The following is a 580-nucleotide window of genomic DNA, read 5'->3' as shown; positions in this document are numbered from 1 at the left end:
TGTTCGGGCTCCCCATGACTGACGACGAACTCGCCGTATTCCGGGAACTGACCGGCCGCGACGAGGCGCCCGACGAGCCTGCCAGCGAGGCATGGTTGATCATGGGGCGTCGGTCCGGCAAGGACGTTAAGGCCGGGTCCATCGCGGTCTATCTGGCCACCATCGGCGCCGAACAATTCGGCTTCCGCAAGCGGTTGACCCGTGGCGAGCGGGGCGTGGTCCAGTTGCTTGCGGTCGACCGTGACCAGGCGAAGGTCTGTCTCGGCTACATCAGCGAAATGTTCGAACAGCCGATGTTGCGGAAGCTGATCAAGCGCAACACGGCGGATTCCATCGAGTTGAAGAACGGGCTCGCCGTCGAGGTGACGACGAACGACCAGCGCCGCGTGCGTGGTCGCACGGTGGTTGCCGCCATCTTCGACGAGGTTGCGCACTGGCGATCGGAAAACACGCTGTCCCCGGATACCGACGTGTACCGGGCCGTAAAGCCGGCAATGGCGACGATGATGCCGGGGGCGATGCTGATCGGCATATCGAGCCCGCACGCCCGCAAGGGGCTGTTGTGGGAGAAGTACCGGAC

The 580-nt window shown here is 64.3% G+C and carries 1 pseudogene; it reads left to right on the top strand.

Annotation, left to right across the window (positions count from 1 at the left end):
* Positions 1-14: 14 nt before the first annotated feature.
* Positions 15-580, top strand: a pseudogene (locus tag MUB46_RS24485) (hypothetical protein); the annotation flags it as partial.

This window comes from Microbaculum marinisediminis (genome assembly GCF_025397915.1).
GTDB lineage: Bacteria > Pseudomonadota > Alphaproteobacteria > Rhizobiales > Tepidamorphaceae > Microbaculum > Microbaculum marinisediminis.
The sequence above is the reverse complement of the archived record's forward strand: the minus strand, read 5'-3'. Positions and strand labels throughout refer to the sequence as shown.